At 64.8% G+C, this 15,517-nt stretch carries 13 protein-coding genes; 4 read left to right on the top strand and 9 right to left on the bottom strand.

Annotation, left to right across the window (positions count from 1 at the left end):
• Positions 1-4: 4 nt before the first annotated feature.
• Positions 5-1,435, bottom strand: coding sequence for a glutamate--tRNA ligase (gene gltX, locus VB672_RS18060; protein WP_329785592.1), 1,431 nt, complete (start codon positions 1,433-1,435; stop codon positions 5-7).
• A 163-nt stretch (positions 1,436-1,598) separates the two neighbouring features.
• Between gltX and VB672_RS18065 the strand changes: the two genes are divergently transcribed.
• A complete protein-coding gene (locus VB672_RS18065) occupies positions 1,599-3,857 on the top strand; it encodes a ComEC/Rec2 family competence protein (protein WP_329785593.1) in 2,259 nt (752 codons plus the stop codon).
• Here the strand turns inward: VB672_RS18065 and lexA are convergent.
• From lexA to VB672_RS18105, 8 genes are all read right to left on the bottom strand, one after another.
• Positions 3,835-4,539, bottom strand: a complete 705-nt coding sequence (gene lexA / locus VB672_RS18070; RefSeq protein ID WP_329785594.1) for a transcriptional repressor LexA — start codon at positions 4,537-4,539, stop codon at positions 3,835-3,837. The genes VB672_RS18065 and lexA overlap by 23 nt on opposite strands.
• 109 nt (positions 4,540-4,648) lie before the next feature.
• Positions 4,649-5,905 (bottom strand): molybdopterin molybdotransferase MoeA, encoded by a 1,257-nt coding sequence (locus VB672_RS18075; RefSeq protein ID WP_329785595.1) that lies wholly within the window; start codon positions 5,903-5,905, stop codon positions 4,649-4,651.
• The gene (moaC, locus tag VB672_RS18080; RefSeq protein WP_329785596.1) at positions 5,902-6,378 is read right to left on the bottom strand and encodes a cyclic pyranopterin monophosphate synthase MoaC; all 477 of its coding nucleotides are present in this window, start codon (positions 6,376-6,378) and stop codon (positions 5,902-5,904) included. The genes VB672_RS18075 and moaC overlap by 4 nt, the downstream gene beginning before the upstream one ends.
• Entirely contained in the window at positions 6,375-7,175 is an 801-nt protein-coding gene (gene trpC, locus VB672_RS18085) for an indole-3-glycerol phosphate synthase TrpC (RefSeq protein WP_329785597.1), read from the bottom strand. The genes moaC and trpC overlap by 4 nt, the downstream gene beginning before the upstream one ends.
• Before the next feature lie 11 nt (positions 7,176-7,186).
• Positions 7,187-8,200 carry an anthranilate phosphoribosyltransferase gene (trpD, locus tag VB672_RS18090; RefSeq protein ID WP_329785598.1) on the bottom strand — a complete coding sequence of 338 codons (1,014 nt, stop codon included), beginning with the start codon at positions 8,198-8,200 and terminating at the stop codon, positions 7,187-7,189.
• A gap of 5 nt (positions 8,201-8,205) precedes the next feature.
• On the bottom strand, positions 8,206-8,835 hold the full coding sequence (locus tag VB672_RS18095; RefSeq protein ID WP_329785599.1) for an anthranilate synthase component II: 630 nt from the start codon (positions 8,833-8,835) through the stop codon (positions 8,206-8,208).
• Between the two features lie 55 nt (positions 8,836-8,890).
• Positions 8,891-10,411, bottom strand: a complete 1,521-nt coding sequence (gene trpE / locus VB672_RS18100; protein WP_329785600.1) for an anthranilate synthase component I — start codon at positions 10,409-10,411, stop codon at positions 8,891-8,893.
• A 4-nt stretch (positions 10,412-10,415) separates the two neighbouring features.
• Positions 10,416-12,299: a SurA N-terminal domain-containing protein gene (locus VB672_RS18105; protein WP_329785601.1), complete on the bottom strand. Its 1,884-nt coding sequence runs from the start codon at positions 12,297-12,299 to the stop codon at positions 10,416-10,418.
• Between the two features lie 147 nt (positions 12,300-12,446).
• On the opposite strand from VB672_RS18105, the gene tpiA reads away from it, so the two are divergent.
• The 3 genes from tpiA to VB672_RS18120 all read left to right on the top strand — a co-directional run bounded on the left by tpiA (position 12,447) and on the right by VB672_RS18120 (position 15,466).
• Positions 12,447-13,214, top strand: coding sequence for a triose-phosphate isomerase (gene tpiA / locus VB672_RS18110; RefSeq protein WP_329785602.1), 768 nt, complete (start codon positions 12,447-12,449; stop codon positions 13,212-13,214).
• Between the two features lie 120 nt (positions 13,215-13,334).
• Positions 13,335-13,733, top strand: a complete 399-nt coding sequence (gene secG, locus VB672_RS18115; protein WP_329785603.1) for a preprotein translocase subunit SecG — start codon at positions 13,335-13,337, stop codon at positions 13,731-13,733.
• 104 nt (positions 13,734-13,837) lie between these two features.
• Positions 13,838-15,466, top strand: a complete 1,629-nt coding sequence (locus tag VB672_RS18120) for a CTP synthase (protein WP_329785604.1) — start codon at positions 13,838-13,840, stop codon at positions 15,464-15,466.
• Positions 15,467-15,517 lie beyond the last annotated feature (51 nt).

Consider the following 15,517-nt stretch of genomic DNA (forward strand, 5'->3'; position numbering starts at 1 on the left):
CCTGCTATGCAGCAGGTGCATCCTTGATTTGGTCCTTCAGGCGCAACAGGGTTTCCTCTTTGCCGAGCACGGCCATCACGTCGAAGAGACCGGGTGAGGTTGCTCGTCCCGTCAGGGCGGCTCGGAGCGGCTGTGCCACTTGGCCGAGCTTGGCGCCGATCGCCTCCGCATGCTCACGAACGACTGCCTCGACGCCCTGAGCCGACCAATCGGAGATGGCTTCCAGCTTCTCGGCAACGCCGACGAGGCGCCGGCGACCATCGGAGAGCAGGCTTGCGGCTTTCTCGTCGAGATGCAACGGTCGCTGGGCGTAGAGGTAATAGGCGCTGTCGAGCAGCTCCACGAGCGTCTTCGCGCGCTCCTTCAAACCCGGCATGGCAGCGACGAGCTTCTGGCGCAAAGCCGGCTTGAACGTACGTCCTAGATGATGCTCGTCCTTCTCCAGCTCCGGCAGAAGATCCTCAAGCGCCTGCACCAGCTGCTCGTCGTCGGCCTGGCGCATGTAATGCCCGTTGAGATTCTCCAGCTTGGCGAAATCGAAACGCGCCGGCGAGCGCCCGATGCTGCCGAGGTCGAAGGCTTCGATCATTTCCTGGGTGGAGAAGATCTCCTGATCGCCATGGCTCCAGCCGAGGCGCACGAGATAGTTGCGCAGGGCCTCCGGCAGGTACCCCAGGCTGCGATAGGCCTCGACGCCGAGCGCGCCGTGACGTTTGGAGAGCTTGGCTCCGTCGGGACCATGGATGAGCGGAATATGGGCCATCTTCGGCACGTCCCAGCCGAGCGCCTGATAGATTTGCGTCTGGCGGGCCGCGTTGGTGAGATGATCGTCACCGCGGATGACGTGCGTCACGTCCATGTCGTGATCGTCCACCACCACGGCGAGCATGTAGGTGGGCGTGCCGTCCGAACGCAGGAGGACCAGATCGTCGAGGTCCTTGTTCTGCCAGACGACCCGGCCCTGCACCTCGTCCTCCACCACCGTCTCACCCTCGGCCGGCGCCTTGAGGCGAATGACGGGCTTGACGCCTTCGGGAGCCTCGGACGGGTCCCGGTCGCGCCAGCGGCCGTCATAGCGCAGCGGACGGCCTTCCCTGCGGGCGGTCTCGCGCATCTCCTCGAGTTCCTGCTGGGTGGCATAGCAGTAATACGCGCGGCCCTGAGCGAGCAGGCTCTCGGCGACCTCGCGATGCCGCGCGGCCCGGGAGAACTGGTAGACCACGTCTCCGTCCCAATCGAGGCCCAGCCATTTCAGGCCATCCAGGATCGCCGCAATGGCGGCATCCGTGGAGCGTTCCCGGTCCGTGTCTTCGATACGCAGCAGCATCTTGCCCCCATGCCGCTTGGCATAGAGCCAATTGAACAGGGCCGTGCGCCCTCCGCCAATATGCAGGAAACCGGTCGGCGAGGGAGCGAAGCGGGTGACGACGGTCATCGCTGAAAAACCTTGACTGAAAAACTCGTTTGGCCGCGCGGCTTGTCTCGTCCGCAGCGTCATCCGACTCAATCCACAGGGCGGTTTGGGTCGGGGCGTGCGGTCGTCTAGCATGCAACCGGACCCGCGTTAAGCCGAAGCCGCAATGGAAGACAACCGAGAAATGTCCCATCGGATCCCGCGCAGCATTGCGCGGACCGTGGCGCTGCCGCGGTCGATGGGTCGCTCGATCGAGTGGCACCTCCTGGATGGTCGCGATTGGCTTTCGAAGACCATGGCTCAGGAAATCGAGCAGCGCCGGCTCTTTCCCTGGATCGCGGTCTTTTTCGGGATCGGCATCATCCTGTTCTTCCAAGCGGATGCCGAGCCGGCCCTGTGGGCACCTGTCGCAGCCCTGACACTCTGCGTTGCGGCGGCGATCGCTCTCCGTCGGAACCAGGCGGCCTGTTGCACCATGATCGCGCTCGCGGCGCTCTTCGCAGGTTTTTCGGCCGGGGTGATCCGAACCCGGAGCGTGGCGGCACCTGCTCTCACCCGCATCGTCATCACACCGGTCACAGGCGTCATCGAGGCGGTCGAGGACCGGGAGGAGGGCAAGCGTCTGCTTCTGCGCGTGACCGACATGAAGGACGTTGCGGAAGCCGAACGGCCCCTGCGCGTGCGGGTCTCCGCGCGCGACGGGATCGGGCTTTCGCCCGGACGGCTGATCACCGGGACGGCGAGGCTGCTTCCGCCGCCTCAAGCCGCGTGGCCCGGCGGCTACGACTTCGCTCGTGACGCCTATTTCAAGGGGATCGGTGCCGTGGGCTCCTTGGTCGGTCCGGTGCGCCAGGGCGATCCAGCGTCAGAGCCGGATTGGTCTCTCTGGCTTGCCACCCGCATCGACGGGGCCCGCAATGCGCTGACAGAGCGTATCGCCAGCTCGATCGGCGGTGCCGCCGGAGGGGTTGGCGCCGCGCTGGTGACGGGCAAGCGCGGTCTCATTCCGGAGCATGCGAACGATGTTCTGCGGGGAGCCGGCATCTACCACATCGTGTCAATCTCCGGCCTCCATATGGTGCTGGCCGCAGGTACCTTCTTCTGGCTGGTGCGCGCCCTCCTGGCTCTTGCGCCGGGCCTTGCTCTGCTCTGGCCGGTCAAGAAAATCGCTGCCGTGGCTGCAATGATCGGAGCCACGACCTACTGCATCTTCTCGGGCTCCGATGTCGCTACCGAGCGCTCGCTCATCATGACGCTTGTGATGTTCGGCGCGGTCCTGGCGGATCGCCCTGCCTTGAGCATCCGCAATCTGTCTCTGGCGGCTCTCGTCGTTCTTGCGCGAGAGCCCGAGGCGCTTCTCGGCCCGAGCTTTCAGATGTCGTTCAGTGCCGTTGCCGCCATGATGGCACTCGTGCCCCTGATGCAGCGGCGCCCATTGGGAGAGGGGACGCTCACCATCGTTGAACGAGGCTTGCTCTGGCTCGGTCGGGCCATGCTCGGCCTTGTCACAACGACCCTTGTGGCCAGCATCGGCACGGCTCCCTTTGCCGCCTATCATTTCCAAAGCCTGAACCCTTACGGCCTCATCGGTAACGCACTGGCCCTGCCGCTCGTCTCGCTCGTGGTCATGCCATCCGCCGTTCTCGGCGTGCTGGCCTATCCCTTCGGCCTTGATCGTCCAATCTGGCAAGTCATGGGGACGGCCGTGTCGCAGGTGCTCAACGTCTCGGCCTGGGTCGGAAGCTTCAGCGGATCGACGCTGGTCGTTCCGGCCCTCAGTAGCGTTGCGCTTGTTTCCCTGAGCGTCGGCTTGATTGTGTTGACCATACCGGCTTCCTCCCTGCGCCTGCTTGCTTTGGTGCCGGCTGGGCTTGGGCTGGCCTTCGCGGCCAAACCGGATCGCTACGACATCTTCATCGATCGGGACGGGGCGGGGGCAGCCATTCGCAGCAAAGGTGGGCAGCTGACGCTTGTGGGACGCCCGTCGGATTTCGTTGCCGAGCAATGGTTACGCGCCGACGGGGATGCACGAAGCGTTGATGATGGAAGCCTTCGGCGGGACGCGAGATGCGACGCTGCCGGCTGTGTGGTCGCAGCCACAGGGGGACGATGGATCGCATTCGTCCAGGATTTCTCCGCCTTCGAAGAGGATTGCCGTCGTGCCACGGTAGTTGTCTCGCGGCTTGAGGCGCCATCGAGCTGCACAGCGCGCTTCGTTTGGGACGGTAAGGCGTTGAAGGAGCGCGGTGCAACGACGCTTCGGTTCAATCCCGAGGCAATCGAAGTGCGCTCCGTGAGAAAAGGGCGCGAGATCAGGTCGTGGTCCAGCGCCGACTTGCCTCATGAGGAAGCATTGTCTGCTCGGGGCAGGCCACGTCAGGCGCGGCCTGTCCCTGAGCAGGATTTCCCAGAGGAAGATCTCAGTACCGGCGAACCAGACTGACGAGCTTGCCCTGGATCTTGACCCGATCGGGGCCGAGCACGCGGGTCTCATAGGCCTGATTGGCCGCTTCGAGGGCAATCGACGACCCACGGCGACGGAAGCGCTTCAGGGTCGCCTCTTCATCATCGATCAAGGCTACGATGATGTCGCCCGTATTGGCCGTGTCCTGTCGACGGATCACCACGAGATCCCCATCGAGAATGCCGGCTTCCACCATCGAGTCTCCGCGCACCTCAAGGGCGAAATGATCGCCCTGGGCAAGGAAGTCTCCAGACAGGGTGATGGAATGGCTGCGGGTCTGGATTGCCGAGATCGGCACACCGGCGGCGATTCGGCCCATGACGGGGATCGACATCTCCCGGTCGCGCGAATCGGATGCCGGCTGGGGTGCGGCCTTGGCTTTCCCGGCAAGACCACCCTCGACCACGCTCGGCGTGAAGCGCCGCTGGCTGCCGGCGCCGCTGGTGCTCTCCGGCAGGCGGATCACCTCCAGAGCTCGGGCTCGGTTCGGCAGGCGGCGGATGAAGCCGCGCTCCTCGAGCGCCGTGATGAGGCGGTGGATGCCGGATTTGGACTTGAGATCGAGCGCATCCTTCATCTCGTCGAAGGATGGCGGAACCCCGGTTTCACGCAGCCGCTCATGAATGAAGCGGAGCAATTCGTGCTGTTTACGCGTCAGCATGGCTGGCCCTTACTGCTCCCAAGCGGAGCGATTCTGAAACAAATCGAGAACAAGGTAGCTGTTCTTGCTGTGTTCCGCAAGCCTGGGCATTTCAAAATTGAAAGATGGCTCAGCAAAACCGGTCGAGCCGGATGATCCGGCAAGGCTCTCCGGCCGTGGCTGCAGGTGCATGGGGCGGGCGAACCAAGAGGACGTCCGACCGCTCCAGAATGCTCAGCATGGATGAATCCTGCAGCAGGTGCGGTGTCGCCACGGAAAGCATCAGCCGTTCAGCGCAATTGGTGAGACTTACGGGGATATCCTGGAACGAGAGCGAGGCACGCATGTAATCCTGACGATCGCGGTTCGGCGGAAGATCGGCTCCCAGGATCGCGTCCTCCGTCGGATCATCGGCCGCCTTCTGATCGGCCAGGAGAGCGCGGATTGCCGGAATCAGGAAAAGCACGGCGCAGACCAGGGAAGAGACCGGGTTCCCAGGCAGACCTAAGAGCAGGGTCGACCCGAGACGCCCGTGCATCAGAGGTTTTCCGGGCCGCAAGGCCACGCGCCAGAAGCCGAGATCCATGCCGTGCCGGCTTAAAGCCGTCTGCACCAGATCATGCTCGCCTACGGAAGCGCCTCCCAGGGTCACGAGGATGTCGGCGCCGGCATCTCTCGCAGCCTGAATGCCCTCATCGAGCGATTCCAGCGTGTCGCGTGCAATCCCGAGATCAATCGCCTCGGCCCCGGCTTTCTCAACCATCAAAATGGTGGCCGGCAGGCTCGATGCGGTGATCTGGTCAGGGCCGACAGGCTCGCCCGCGCGCACCAACTCGTCGCCCGTCGCCAGGATGGCGACCCGTGGCTTGCGGTGAACGGGCAGGGCCGCGTAGCCCATGGCGGCCGCCAGCGCGATGTGGCGGGAATCCAGACGTAGCCCTGTCTGCAGCAGAACGTCACCCGCGCGGAAGTCGAGGCCTGCCGCCCTGATGTGTCGGCCGGAGCGGGCCGCTTCCTTCACCGTGACCTGGTCGCCGGATCTGTCGGCATCCTCCTGCAGCACCACCGCGTCTGCTCCTTCGGGAAGGGGCGCACCGGTGAAGATGCGCACAGCCTCCATAGATCCAAGGGTGCCGGTGAAGCGCTTGCCGGCCGCGCTGGTGCCGACCACACGGAGGGTTGCTGGAACGGCTGCACAATCGGCGCTCCGCACCGCATAGCCGTCCATGGCGGAGGCGGGGAAGGGCGGTTGGTCGCGCAGCGCGCCGACATCCTCGGCGAGCGTCCGGCCCGCGCAGGCGGCGAGAGGGACATGCTCGATTCCGACCGGCTTTTCGACGCTTGCCAGTACCCGGGAGAGAGCGTCCTCGACCGAAATCAGGCTCATGGCGCCTCGAAATCTCCCGAGCGGCCGCCGCTCTTGCGGCGCAGGCGGATGTTCTCGATCCGCATCGCCTTATCGGCCGCCTTCACCATGTCGTAGATCGTCAGACAGGCGATGGACACGGCGGTCAGGGCCTCCATCTCGACGCCGGTCTGGCCCGACACCTTCACTTCGGCGCTCACGCGCACGCCGGGAAGGCCATCATCCAGAATGCAGTCCACCTTGACCTTCGAGATGAGGAGAGGGTGGCAGAGCGGAATGAGTTCATGCGTGCGCTTGGACGCCATGATCCCGGCAAGGCGAGCAGTACCCAGAACATCGCCCTTTTTGGCCTCGCCATGACGGATCAGGTCCAGGGTTTCCGCCTGCATGACTACGCATCCCTCGGCAATCGCAGTGCGGCTGGTAACGCTCTTGTCGGAAACGTCCACCATGCTGGCTTGGCCGGTCGCATCGAGATGGGTGAGTTTCGTCATGCGGCCTCGCCGAAGAGAAGTCTTCGCGTCGCTGCCGCCACATCGGCTTGACGCATGAGACTTTCGCCCACGAGGAAGGTGCGAATATCCACCTTTGACAACCGCTCGATGTCCGACAGGGTGAAGATACCGCTCTCCCCAACGACGATGCGGTCGGAGGGGATCAGGGGAGCCAGTTCCTCGCTGACGCCGAGCGACACCTCGAAGGTCCGCAGGTTGCGGTTGTTGATGCCGACCAGCTTGGTACCGAGGGGCAGAGCGCGCTCCAGTTCCGCCCGGTCATGTACCTCGACCAGCACGTCCATGCCAAGATCGTGCGCCGCATCGATCAGGGCGCGGGCCTCGTCATCCGTGACGCTCGCCATGATCACGAGGATGCAATCGGCACCCCAGGCGCGCGCCTCGTAAACCTGGTAAGGCTCGAACAGGAAGTCCTTGCGCAGGGCGGGCAAAGCCGAGGCTTCGCGAGCCTGCATCAGATACTCGGGCTTGCCTTGGAACGAAGGCTCGTCGGTTAGGACGGACAGGCAGGTGGCGCCGCCTTCGGCATAGGCCTTTGCGAGGCTCGGAGGATCGAAATCGGCCCGGATCAAGCCCTTCGAAGGGCTCGCCTTCTTCACCTCGGCGATCAGGGCGGGACGGCCACCTGCGAGATGGCGCTCGATCGCTGCTGCAAAACCACGGGCTGGTGAGGCTGCTCGAGCGCGACGCTCCATCTCCCTTGGCGAAACGGCGGCTTTCGCGGCCGCGATCTCCTGGCGCTTATAGGCTTCGATCTTGCTGAGAACGTCGGCCATCGCAGGTTCACTCAAGCGTTCGAGACTTTGACGAGACGCTCAAGGGTCGCCTTCGAGGCGCCGCTGTCGAGAGCCCTTGATGCCCGGTCAAGACCGTCACGCAGATTCTCGGCCTCGTCTGCAACGACCAGGGAGGCAGCCGCATTGAGCAGGGCCACATCGCGATAAGGCGTGCGGGCACCGTCCAGAACGGCGCGCAGTTCGGCCGCGTTGTGCTCCGGGTCGCCGCCTCTGAGATCGTCAAGGGAAACGGTCGGCAGGCCCACCTCTTCAGGCGTCACGGTGAATCGGCGGATCGCGCCGTTTTCCAAAGCCACGACGAAAGTCGGGCCGGTGGTGGTCATCTCGTCGAGACCGTCCGAGCCGTGCACGGTCCAGACTTTCTGAGAGCCGAGCTCCTTCAGGACCTGAGTGAGGGGTTCGAGCCAAGCTTCTGAAAACACACCGAGAAGCTGACGCTTCGCACCGGCCGGATTGGCCAGCGGCCCAAGCAGGTTGAAGATCGTGCGCGTCCCGAGCTCCACCCGCACGGGCGCTACGTGGCGCATGGCGGCGTGATGGGTCTGCGCGAACATGAAGCAGAGCTTGGTCTCTTCGAGACAGTGTTCCAGGCCTTCCTGATCGAGACCGAGCTTGACGCCGAGGGCGGAGAGCACATCGGCCGTGCCGGACTTGGAAGAGGCCGCCCGGTTGCCATGCTTGGCGACGGGAACGCCGCAGGAGGCCACGATGATCGAGGCGAGCGTCGAGATGTTGTAGCTGCCCTTGTGGTCGCCGCCGGTGCCGACGATGTCGACCGCCTTCTCGGGGGCATTGACCCGCAGCATGCGTCCGCGCATGGCGGTCACCGCCCCGACGATCTCCTCAAGGGCCTCGCCGCGGACCCGCAGCGCCATCAGGAAGGCACCGCCCTGGGCCGGGGTCACTTCGCCGGAAAGCAGGTCATCGAAGGCATCCCGTGCCTCGTCGCGGGTCAGCGATGCGCCTGTGGCGACTTTGGCGAGGTAGGATTTGAAGGATTCCATCGCTTTCAATGTCCTGATGGCGCTGCTTCAGCGTCGGCTGTGCGGTGCTTGGCGTTCCATTCCGCCGCGAGTTCGAAGAAGTTGCGCATGATCGTCACCCCATGTTCCGACAGGATGCTCTCGGGGTGGAACTGGACGCCGTGGATCGGCAGAGAACGGTGCGACAGCCCCATGACCAGCCCATCCGAAGTCTCCGCCGTCACCTGCAGGTCGGCCGGGCAGGTTTCCCGATCCACGATGAGCGAATGGTAGCGGGTCGCCTTGAACGAGCCGTTGATGCCGCGGAACACCGCCTGGCCGCCATGCTCCACCTCGGAGACCTTGCCGTGCATGGGCAGGGGGGCCCGCGAGACGGTGCCGCCGAAGACCTGACCGATCGTCTGCAGCCCGAGGCAGACGCCGAAGGTCGGGATCTCGGGCGAGGCACGCTTCACGAGATCCAGGCAGATTCCGGCCTCGTTCGGGGTGCAGGGACCCGGGGAGAGCACGATGGCGTCAGGCCGGGAGGCGAGCACCTCGTCCGTGCTGATGGCATCGTTGCGCACGACATCGACGGAGGTCGCGAGCGGGCCCAGCAGATGCACCAGATTCCAGGTGAAGCTGTCGTAATTGTCGATGACGAGAACGCGGGTCATAGCGCGCCGACGTTCGCGTAAGCGACGCTCCCGGTCAAGGGAAGCCTTACCGCACTCATTGTCCGACCCTTGCCTGGCTTGCGAAGCGCACGGCCTCTTCCGCGGCCCGGAACAGCGCCTTGGACTTGTTGATGCATTCCTGCTGCTCGGAGGCCGGATCGGAATCATAGACAATGCCGGCGCCGGCCTGGACGGCCATGCGGCCATCCTTCACCAGGGCGGTGCGCAGCACGATGCAGGTGTCCATCTCGCCATTGGCGCCGAAATACCCGATGCAGCCGGCATAGGGCCCGCGCTTGTCCTTCTCCAGCTCGTCGATGATCTGCATGGCGCGCACCTTCGGGGCGCCAGAGACCGTGCCGGCCGGGAAGCCGGCCACGAGAGCGTCGAGCGCATCGAAGGACGGGTCGAGCCTGCCTTCCACGTTCGACACGATGTGCATCACCTGGCTGTAATATTCGAGAAAGAAGGAATCCGTGACCTCCACGGAGCCCATCTCGGCCACACGGCCCACATCGTTGCGCCCGAGATCGAGCAGCATCAGATGCTCGGCCCGCTCCTTCTGATCGGCCAGCAGGCTTTCCGCATGGGCCCGGTCCTCGGCGGCCGTTGCCCCGCGCGGCCGCGTTCCGGCGATGGGTCGGATCGTGACCCGGCCGTCGCGGACCCGCACCAGGATCTCCGGTGAGGAGCAAACGATCTGAAAATCCTCGAAATCGAGATAGCAGAGGAATGGAGCCGGATTGACCCGGCGCAGGGAGCGGTAGAGCGCGAAGGCGGGGAGGGGGAAGGCCGCCTCGAACCGCTGCGACAGCACCACCTGGAAGATGTCGCCGGCGCGGATGTACTCCTTCGCCTTCGCGACCATCGCCTCGAATTCCTGCGGGGTCGTATTCGAGACCGGCGGTTCGAATTGGATCTGGGTCGGGTCGCTGCGGTCGTCGATGGGCAGAGGGCGGTCGAGGGCGGCGGTGACCTCGTCGAGACGTGAGAGAGCCGTCTCATAGGCCGCCTTGGCGGAGGTTCCGGCCTGCGGGCGCACAGGCGTGATAAGCGAGATCTCGTCCTTCACCGCATCGAACACCACCATGACGGTGGGGCGGACGAGAATGGCGTCGGGAACCTGCAGCACGTCCGGATTGGGCTCGGGCAGCCGCTCCATGAGCCGGACCATGTCGTAGCCGAGATAACCGAAGAGCCCCGCCGCCATCGGCGGCAGGTCGTCGGAGAGGGGCAGGGCACTGTCCTTGATCAGCGCACGAAGGCTCTCCAGGGGCGGCCTCTCCTCGACCCTGAATTCCTGCCGACGGCTCAGCGCCTGGCGGTCGATGGCAGCCACCCCGTCCTGGCAGCGCCAGACGAGATCGGGATCGAGTCCGATCATGGAGAAGCGACCGCGGGTCGCGCCCCCCTCCACGGATTCCAGCAGGAAGGCAGACCCTTTCCGCTCATGTCGCAGCTTCAGGAAGGCCGCGACCGGGGTCAGCAGATCGCCCACGAGGGTCGTGCGCAAAACGCCGGCCTCGCCGGCCTCGTAGGCCGTCGCGAAGGTGTCGAAATCGGGCGTGCTCGTCATGGAACTACGATTCGCCGCCTGTGGCCCGACGCAGCGCCTGCTGGTTGATCGTAACGCCGAGATCCTGACGAACCTGGGCAATGTACTGGCTGATCAGATCGTCGCCGAAGCCGGTCTGGAGCTGGTTCTGGGCGTTCTGCGCCGCCTGCGTCGTGGTGATCAGCGGCGGCACCGTGGCCGCCGTGACCTTGAACACCGCGCGGGCGTCCGTTCCATTGGCGGCATGGCCAGCCTTGCCGACGGGCACGGCGAAGATGCGGTTCACCGCCTCGGTGGTCAGCTCGTCCTTTGCAGCGTTGCGGGCGAGGTCTGCTGCGTTCTTGACCGCCCCACCGGCTTCCTGGGCCACGGCTTCGATAGCTTCGCCCTTCTCGAGACGGCCGGTGAGTTCGTTCGCCTTCTCCGACAGGCGCTGGGCTACCTGATCCTCCCGCCACTGAGCGGCAACCTGTTCGCGAACCTCATCGAGATTCTTCTCGCGGGAGGGCTCGATGCCCGTCACGTCGTACCAGACATAGCCGGTGGCGGTGCGCAGGGGCTCGTTGTCGACGCCGATGTCAGAGGCGAAGGCCGCCTTCACGACGGCATCCTTCTCCGGGAGATTGACCGGGTTGCCGGCCGTGTCCTGGCCACCGGCCTCGATCGCCGGGACCTGGACCAGGGTTAGGCCCTTTTCCTTGGCGATATCCGCCAGGGGCTTGGCGCCGGCCCGCAGATCCTCGATCTCGTCATGGATCTTCTCGATCTGCCCTTGGGCTCGCTGTTGAGCGACCTCCTGGCGGAGTTCGGCAACAACCTCGTCGAAGGGACGAACGGACTCGGGCTGGATCTGCGTGACCCTCACGAGCACCGGGCCAAAACGGCCGGCGATCGGAGCACTGACGGCTCCCTGCTCAAGGGCGAAGACGGCATCCGCCACCGTCTGATCGAGCATTTCAGACTTGGTGAAGGTGCCGAGTTCCAGATCCTGCGGGGAGACGTTGCGCTCCCCGGCGAGGGCTTCGAAGGTGGTGCCTTCCTTGATCTTGGCAGCCGCGGCCTCGGCTTCAGCCTGCGACGGGAAGGTGATCTGCTGGATCGTGCGGCGCTCCGGGGTGCCGTACTTGGACTTCTGCTGCTCATAGGCCTGGCGGGCATCGGCCTCGGACACGGTCTCGGGCTTGGCGAGAGCGGCCGCATCGAGGGCCATGACCGACAGGGCCCGGTATTCGGGCGCGCGGAACGCGCTCTTGCGCTCGTTGAAGAAGCTCTGGAGCTGCTCGGCCGTAGGGGCGGGGATGTCGCCTGCCATGGCTGCGGTCAGAAGGATATAGGAAGCCGCCCGGCGCTCGGATGCGAATCGGTGCAGGGCCTCCTTGGCCGCCACGGGCACGTTGATGTCGCCGGCAATGGCCTCGGCAAGGTGAAGGCGCGCCATGGCCGAGCGCTGCTCCTGCACGAAGCCCGCTTCGGAGAGGCCGATATTGCGCAGGGCCTGATCGAACTGGGCCCGGTTGAACTGGCCGTCGGCTCCTTTGAAAGCCGGATTGTTCATGATCGAGGCGGCGACGAGCTGGTCGGAGACCGAAAGGCCCATCTGCTTGGCCTGCTCGGCCATGACGGCCTCGGTCACAAGATTGTAGACCACCTGCTGGTCGAGGCCGAAGGCCCTGGCCTGCTCCGGGCTGATGACGGTACGGAACTGACGCCCGAGCCTCTGAAGCTCGTTCGTATAGGCATTGCGGACCTGATCGACCGTGATGGTGGTACTCCCCACCTCGGCGACCGCGGACGCGGGCGTCGCACGGAAGATGTCGCCGATGCCCCAGATGGCGAAGCTGACGATCAAGGCACCGAAAAAGACGGTGGCGATGATTTTGCCGACCAGGGTCTGCCCAGCCTTGCGCATGTTCCGAAGCATCGTGAACCCGTTTTCCAAAAATTCGTTAAACCTGCCGATAAACGATCAGGGGCTCTACGAAAAGGGCAAGTCTGGTTGAAAGAAGGCTCAAGCCTCTGCTAGTGCCAGATCAACAAGCGTGACAGGAGTGCCGCAATGAGCGTCGAGAGGCCGCGCCCGCTGGTGGCGGGAAACTGGAAGATGAACGGTTTGAAGACCTCGGCCAAAGCGCTGACCGAGATCCATGCCGGCTACACGCCCGGGCTCAAGGCCAAGGTCGAGCTCGCGGTCTGCCCGCCGGCCACGCTCGTGTCCCTGTTTGCCTACGCGTCCGTCGGCTCCCGGGTCGCCATCGGCGGCCAGGATTGCCATGCCAAGGAATCGGGCGCCTTCACGGGCGATCTGTCGGCCGAAATGCTGGCCGATGCCGGTGCGACCTATGTGATCGTGGGCCATTCCGAGCGCCGCCAGTACCACAAGGAGAAAGACGTCGACGTCTGCGCCAAGGCGGTCGCAGCCCACCGGGCCGGTCTCGCGGCCATCGTCTGCGTCGGCGAGACCCGCGAGGAACGCGAATCCGGCAAGACACTCGCAGTGGTGCGCAAGCAGCTGCGGGGCTCGATCCCGGTCGATTCGAACAGCCACAATCTCGTAATCGCCTATGAGCCGGTCTGGGCCATCGGCACCGGCCTGACCCCGACGATCGCAGACGTCGCAGAGGTGCATGCCCTGGTCCGGGACGAGCTGCGCCGTCTCGTGGGCAAGGGCGAGGCGCCCAAGGTCCGCATCCTCTACGGCGGCTCGGTAAAGCCTTCGAACGCCGCCGAACTGATGTCGGTGGAGAACGTCAACGGTGCGCTGGTGGGGGGTGCAAGCCTCGTGGCGGCCGATTTCCTGGCCATCGCAGGGGCTTATCTCGGCTAAGCAAGAAAAGGCGGCTTGCAGGCCTTTGATCCTGCGCCCACCTATGCTACAGGCCGCGGCAACGAACGGATTGCGAGCGGCTGTCGCCCTGTGCGCAGCCGCTTGAGGTTTTTGAAAACGATGCAAACAGTTCTCATCATTGTCCACCTGATCATCGTGCTCGCCCTGATCGGCGTGGTTCTGCTGCAGCGCTCCGAGGGCGGCGGCATGGGCCTCGGCGGAGGTGGCGGCGGCGTCTCCGGCTTCATGACCGGCCGCGGCCAGGCCAATGCGCTGACCCGCGCGACGGCGATCCTGGCAGGCCTGTTCTTCGTGACCAGTATTGCGCTGACCGTCATGGCGACGTCGACCCGGGCTCCGCGCTCGATCCTCGACGGCACCGCGCCGGCAGCGCCCGCTCCGGGCCAGCAGGCCCCCGCGGCTCCGCAGGGCGGCAACGTGCTTGAGCAGCTGCAGCGCCTCCAGGGCGACCAGCCGGCGGCTCCCGGTGCTCCAGCACCGACAGCGCCTCAGCAGTAAGTGAACCAGGGCCGGACCTTCCGGCCCTCTCTTTTTGTGGATGGGATTCGGGTGGCACGGTTCGCGATTGCGAATCGGCGCCCGATGTTTATGGATAGGGGTCCATGACGCGGTACGTATTCATCACCGGCGGCGTGGTGTCTTCGCTCGGCAAGGGTCTGGCTTCGGCGGCTCTGGGAGCGCTTCTCCAAGCACGCGGTTACAAGGTTCGGCTTCGCAAGCTCGACCCATATCTCAACGTCGATCCGGGGACTATGAGTCCCTATCAGCACGGCGAGGTCTTCGTGACCGACGACGGCGCTGAAACCGATCTGGATCTCGGACATTACGAGCGCTTCACCGGCGTGCCGGCCACCAAGGCCGACAATATCACCACCGGGCGCATCTATCTCGACATCATCACCAAGGAGAGGCGCGGCGACTATCTCGGCGCCACCATCCAGGTGATCCCGCACGTCACCAACGCCATCAAGGACTTCGTGCTCACCGGCAACGAGGGCTTCGACTTCGTCCTCGTCGAGATCGGCGGCACGGTGGGCGACATCGAAGGCCTGCCCTTCTTCGAGGCCATCCGCCAGCTCGGCAACGATCTGGAGCGGGGACAGGCGATCTACGTCCACCTGACGCTCCTGCCGTTCATTCCGTCGGCGGGCGAGCTGAAGACGAAGCCGACCCAGCACTCGGTGGCGGAGCTGCGCTCCATCGGCATCCAGCCGGACATCCTGCTCTGCCGCACCGATCGCGAGATCCCGAAGGACGAGCGTCGGAAGCTTGCCCTGTTCTGCAACGTGCGGGAGACGGCGGTGATCGAGGCGCGCGATGCGCGCTCGATCTATGACGTCCCGCTGGCCTATCATGAGGCTGGGCTCGACAGCGAGGTCCTGGCGGCCTTCGGCCTCGACAGCACCAAGACCCCAGATCTCAGCCGCTGGACGAACATCTCCGGGCGCGTCCACAACCCTGAAGGTGAGGTCACCATCGCGGTGGTCGGCAAATATACCGGCCTCAAGGATGCCTATAAGTCGCTGATCGAAGCCCTGCACCACGGCGGCATCGCCAACCAGGTGAAGGTGAATCTGGAATGGATCGAGAGCGAAATCTTCGAGCATGAGGATCCGGCCCCCTTCCTCGAGGGCATCCACGGCATCATGGTGCCCGGCGGCTTCGGCCAGCGCGGCGCGGAGGGCAAGATCCGAGCAGCCCGTTTCGCCCGTGAGCGAAAGGTGCCGTATTTCGGCATATGCTTCGGCATGCAGATGGCGGTCATCGAGGCAGCGCGTTCGCTGGCCGGCATCAAGGATGCCAGCTCGACCGAATTCGGCCCGACATCCGAGCCGGTCGTCGGTCTCATGACCGAGTGGCTGCGCGGCAACGAGCTCGAGAAACGTGCGTCCGGCGGCGATCTCGGCGGCACCATGCGCCTCGGTGCCTACCAAGCTTCGCTCAAGCCCGGCAGCAAGGTGGCCGAGATCTACGGCGGCACGGAAATCTCCGAGCGTCATCGCCACCGCTACGAGGTCAACATGACCTATCGCGAACAGCTTGAAGGCAAGGGCCTGCGCTTCTCAGGCGTCTCTCCGGACGGCGTTCTGCCGGAGATCGTGGAATACGACGACCACCCATGGTTCATCGGAGTCCAGTATCACCCGGAACTGAAGTCGCGTCCGTTCGAACCGCATCCGCTCTTCAAGAGCTTCATCCACGCGGCCGTGGAGCAAAGCCGGCTGGTTTGATGTTAATCTGACCTGTCGCGTCCGGTTTCATGCCGGACGCGCCTTACAGGA

The organism is Microvirga sp. CF3016 (assembly GCF_036314085.1).
Classification (GTDB): domain Bacteria; phylum Pseudomonadota; class Alphaproteobacteria; order Rhizobiales; family Beijerinckiaceae; genus Microvirga.

Bases quoted from the DNA above. Each gene is read 5' to 3' on its own strand.
- gltX (WP_329785592.1), bottom strand. From the start codon at position 1,435: ATGACCGTCGTCACCCGCTTCGCTCCCTCGCCGACCGGTTTCCTGCAT.
- VB672_RS18065 (WP_329785593.1), top strand. From the start codon at position 1,599: ATGTCCCATCGGATCCCGCGCAGCATTGCGCGGACCGTGGCGCTGCCG.
- lexA (WP_329785594.1), bottom strand. From the start codon at position 4,539: ATGCTGACGCGTAAACAGCACGAATTGCTCCGCTTCATTCATGAGCGG.
- VB672_RS18075 (WP_329785595.1), bottom strand. From the start codon at position 5,905: ATGAGCCTGATTTCGGTCGAGGACGCTCTCTCCCGGGTACTGGCAAGC.
- moaC (WP_329785596.1), bottom strand. From the start codon at position 6,378: ATGACGAAACTCACCCATCTCGATGCGACCGGCCAAGCCAGCATGGTG.
- trpC (WP_329785597.1), bottom strand. From the start codon at position 7,175: ATGGCCGACGTTCTCAGCAAGATCGAAGCCTATAAGCGCCAGGAGATC.
- trpD (WP_329785598.1), bottom strand. From the start codon at position 8,200: ATGGAATCCTTCAAATCCTACCTCGCCAAAGTCGCCACAGGCGCATCG.
- VB672_RS18095 (WP_329785599.1), bottom strand. From the start codon at position 8,835: ATGACCCGCGTTCTCGTCATCGACAATTACGACAGCTTCACCTGGAAT.
- trpE (WP_329785600.1), bottom strand. From the start codon at position 10,411: ATGACGAGCACGCCCGATTTCGACACCTTCGCGACGGCCTACGAGGCC.
- VB672_RS18105 (WP_329785601.1), bottom strand. From the start codon at position 12,299: ATGCGCAAGGCTGGGCAGACCCTGGTCGGCAAAATCATCGCCACCGTC.
- tpiA (WP_329785602.1), top strand. From the start codon at position 12,447: ATGAGCGTCGAGAGGCCGCGCCCGCTGGTGGCGGGAAACTGGAAGATG.
- secG (WP_329785603.1), top strand. From the start codon at position 13,335: ATGCAAACAGTTCTCATCATTGTCCACCTGATCATCGTGCTCGCCCTG.
- VB672_RS18120 (WP_329785604.1), top strand. From the start codon at position 13,838: ATGACGCGGTACGTATTCATCACCGGCGGCGTGGTGTCTTCGCTCGGC.